Here is a 3,474-nt window from a genome sequence, read left to right as displayed (position 1 = left end):
TTTCTTCCACCGGTGAATGACACTAACATGGATTCCATATTTTGAGGCGATATCGGCGATCAAACTTTCTTCTTTGAGAGCTTCGATAACTATCTGTAATTTCTCTTGTGGGGAATACCGTTTTCTTAGCATGGGATTTGCGCTCCTTTCGATCTTGATTGTTTCAACTTGGTGTCGCATTTTCCCTGCCAAATCGTGTCTCATTTCCTGGGTCCATTATACTATGCCATATTCATCCTTCAGCTTTATAAACCAATCAGTTACATAACGGTAATCTACTTTGTTTCCTGGGCATAAAGTGATTAACCCTCGTTCTGCCCATTTGTCCTAGGGCATCTTATCTTCTTTGCTTCGTTGCTCTATAGTGTCTGCCGGCATAAATCCCTGCACCAGTACATACTTTTTCTCGCTTCCTGGTTTCATTATCGGAACCACGGCTGCTGTTAGGTCTGTGGTGGCCCCCAGGTCAACGCCGCCAATACCGTAGCTGTCGCGTAGTGCCTCTATATCAAAAGTCTCTTCATTGTTCGCCTGCTCAAATGTGAGCCAAGCACCAGCCACGGTTTCACGGACATTGAATTCTTTGGTTAGTACAGTCGGCAGGAAGTTGGGATCATGCTTAGCACGTTCGACGTTAGCTGCTAGGTCATCATAGTTTTTAATGGTGCCCAGGCCCGGGTTTGCTTTTTCCCAGGCCCGAAAATCGGTCCACTCGTCCCTGCTATCCAGCTCGTATATAAACGCTAAGAAGCGCTCATCCTCAATAGTCCCGTCCAGTACATCGCATGCGTATTCGTAAATATCATCGAAGATACACTCTCGGACAAAACCGGCCGTGGTAATCATATTCAGCAGCGGCTGCTCACGAGCCGACATTGACTGTTTCATTACATCATAGAGGTTGCGATCTTTGATCGCGTGCAGCTCGTCTATGATAATGCCGTGACTGTTTAGGCCGTCCAGGCTATTGCTTTCACTGGCCAATGTCTCAAACTTGGAAAACGTCACGGGGAAGTACAGGTCAGTCTTACGCTTCTTGACATGCTTTCGCAAGGACGGGCTTTGGCTTCGCATGTTGCTAGCTTCACCAAACACAATACGGGCCTGATCCCGCTTGGTGGCCACGGTGTAAACCTCTGATTCGCCTTCGCCGTCACCGACTAACATGTATAGTCCTAACGCCGCCATTTCTGTAGATTTTCCGTTTTTGCGGCTTACCATAGTGAACATTTCGCGGCACCGCCGGAAACCAGTATCTTTATGGACAAAACCAAAAATAGATTGCAGTTTAGCTTTTTGGAACAGCTCCAGCTCTACCTTTTTGCCAATCCACCTACCTTTAGAATGTCGGCAAAAAGTCTCGATGAACTCAATGGGCTGGGTTGCTCGCCCCAGATCAAAAACCCACGGGTCGCGCGGGTTTTCTACCTCGTCAACTATTTTTTTTGCACTGCTGTTTTAGCTGCTTGCAGGCAACTACTTCGCCAGACTGGACCCTGCCCCAATATTCTAGAATGTAGTTAGTCATTACCGCTTCGCCTTCTTCACGAAGGCCATGAATTCGTCTTCTGCCTGTTTGCCTGTATCCGGATCGGGAACCATGTCGAATATTTGCTTGCAGACAGTAGCATAGCGTTGGATCATGGTGTTGTAGACCTTGGTAGCTGGATGCTCCCGAAGAAACTTCCGAGCACCTTGCTCGAACATCTCCAAGATCCCTTCCTGATCAATAATGTGGCTCCGCCATGCTCTCTGTTATGGCAGTCTAAACATAGCAACTCCAAGTTGATCCAGTTAAGCGTTATCTCCGGGCTGTTTATATTTCCAGGCGTCAAGTAGATCTTGTGATGTACTATCCATCCTGCACTGCCACATCGTTCGCATAACCCGTGCTGTGAACTAGAATAAGCATGACGACATTGCCGCCATGCTTTAGATTTATAAAACTTCTCTGCCCAAGGTTTTATCGGATCACTCCCACAAAAGCTAAAATGCCCTTACATTACGCTTGGCGATACGTGCCATACGTGTTATAATGTGATTATTGAAGGAGTTGAAGAAACAATGAAGTTCCGGGAGATTGAAGCCATTATTAAAAAAGACGGTTGGTATTACTCATACACTAAAGGCTCTCACTACTTCTACATACACCCAACTAAACCCGGAAAGGTAACAATACCTTATTATGCTGGTAAGGATTTGAAAACCAGAACAGTAAACTCCATTCTCAAACAAGCGGGGTTAAAATAAACCCCTGTAATAACCAAAGAACAAAGGAGGTCCTTTAAGTGAAGTTAGTCTATCCAGCTTGTTTTTATCCCTGTGAAGAAGGTGGGTTCACCGTAATTGTCCCAGACCTGCCTGGATGCGTTACCGAGGGGGATACACTGTCGGACGCTGTAGATATGGCTGTTGATGCTGCTTCCGGATGGTTATTAGACTCAGTGGAGAATAACGAACCTATCCCACAAGCATCAGAGATAAAAACCGTGATTGCGGATGAATACGAAAATGGTTTTGTCAGTCTCATCAGTATAGACCTTGATGACTACTCAAAACAATACGGTAATAAGGCCATCAAAAAAACACTAACGATCCCCAACTGGCTAAACACCATGGCCGAGCACGCAGGCATTAACTTTTCCCAAGAGCTACAAGAACGCCTGAAGGAACGACTTCTCCCGCAGCCCTAACCGGCTGCCTTTTTTTATGCGATGCGGAAGAAGCCGCCCTCGCGGACGGCTCCTGATATCACTATACCACGGATAGCACTCTCATTTCTGCCAACTTTCTGCCAAATCCATTTCCAGTGCCACTATTTCCACTAGCTCACGCCTGATCCGGAAGCATGTCCTTTCGCTTGTCAGCAGTTCCCGGCATACTCGCCTCCACGGCATTGTCTGCCGATACTTAAGCTCGAATAGTGCCCGGTGGTCCTCGCTTAGGCGCGCCAGAGACTTGTCTATTGCCGCCACCGTCCGGGCCATACGGGCCAGATCCGTGTTAGTCACTAATTGGGTTGCCTTCCTGGCGGTTGGATCGCTCACATATCCGGTCCCCGAAACCGCCTCTCTAAGTGGTGGAGCTTCGATTATGCGTATCCGCAGGTCCCGCATCTCTTTCAGGGTTGTGTCATAATTGTACAGCTCATGCTCTATATGTCTAAATACTGCTCGCTTACACCAGCCGCATTTACAAGGTAAAAGACGGCCACTATCGGATAGTCATTAACTTGGGTCGTGACCCCATAACAGGCTCCTACAAAAAGAAGTGAAAAGAGGTTCACGGAACCCGGCCAGAAGCCGAGACTGTCCACCAGGGAATGCTTGAAGAGCCAGAGAATCCTTAGAAACCGGCGTCAGAGCAGCCGCGTGCTGCCCAAGAAGGCTGAAGAAACAGCACAGAGATTCGAAAGACTAATGTCCGAATAGCCTCTTTCAAAAAATATTAGCCCATGATTAGACTATTTCATGG

6 protein-coding genes and 1 pseudogene are annotated in these 3,474 nt (G+C 47.4%); 2 read left to right on the top strand and 5 right to left on the bottom strand.

Going from position 1 to position 3,474, the window contains the following annotated elements; all coding sequences use genetic code 11:
• From GX016_10120 to GX016_10105, 4 genes are all read right to left on the bottom strand, one after another.
• Nucleotides 1–132: transposase (locus GX016_10120; protein ID HHT71898.1), on the bottom strand; the 132-nt coding region annotated here is incomplete at its 3' end.
• Between the two features lie 195 nt (nt 133–327).
• Nucleotides 328–1,440, bottom strand: a complete 1,113-nt coding sequence (locus GX016_10115) for a terminase large subunit (GenBank protein HHT71897.1) — start codon at nt 1,438–1,440, stop codon at nt 328–330.
• An 87-nt stretch (nt 1,441–1,527) separates the two neighbouring features.
• On the bottom strand, nt 1,528–1,707 hold the full coding sequence (locus GX016_10110) for a hypothetical protein (protein HHT71896.1): 180 nt from the start codon (nt 1,705–1,707) through the stop codon (nt 1,528–1,530).
• Nucleotides 1,641–1,967 (bottom strand): HNH endonuclease, encoded by a 327-nt coding sequence (locus tag GX016_10105; protein HHT71895.1) that lies wholly within the window; start codon nt 1,965–1,967, stop codon nt 1,641–1,643. The genes GX016_10110 and GX016_10105 overlap by 67 nt, the downstream gene beginning before the upstream one ends.
• 97 nt (nt 1,968–2,064) lie before the next feature.
• On the opposite strand from GX016_10105, the gene GX016_10100 reads away from it, so the two are divergent.
• Nucleotides 2,065–2,250 carry a type II toxin-antitoxin system HicA family toxin gene (locus GX016_10100; GenBank protein ID HHT71894.1) on the top strand — a complete coding sequence of 62 codons (186 nt, stop codon included), beginning with the start codon at nt 2,065–2,067 and terminating at the stop codon, nt 2,248–2,250.
• A gap of 38 nt (nt 2,251–2,288) precedes the next feature.
• Entirely contained in the window at nt 2,289–2,693 is a 405-nt protein-coding gene (locus tag GX016_10095) for a HicB family protein (protein HHT71893.1), read from the top strand.
• A gap of 81 nt (nt 2,694–2,774) precedes the next feature.
• Here GX016_10095 and GX016_10090 read toward each other — a convergent pair.
• Nucleotides 2,775–3,179, bottom strand: a pseudogene (locus GX016_10090) (hypothetical protein).
• Nucleotides 3,180–3,474: the final 295 nt, after the last annotated feature.

This window comes from Bacillota bacterium, assembly GCA_012837285.1.
Taxonomy (GTDB): domain Bacteria; phylum Bacillota; class DTU030; order DUMP01; family DUMP01; genus DUNI01.
Note: the sequence above shows the minus strand (reverse complement) of the source record. Positions and strands in the feature narration are given on the sequence as shown.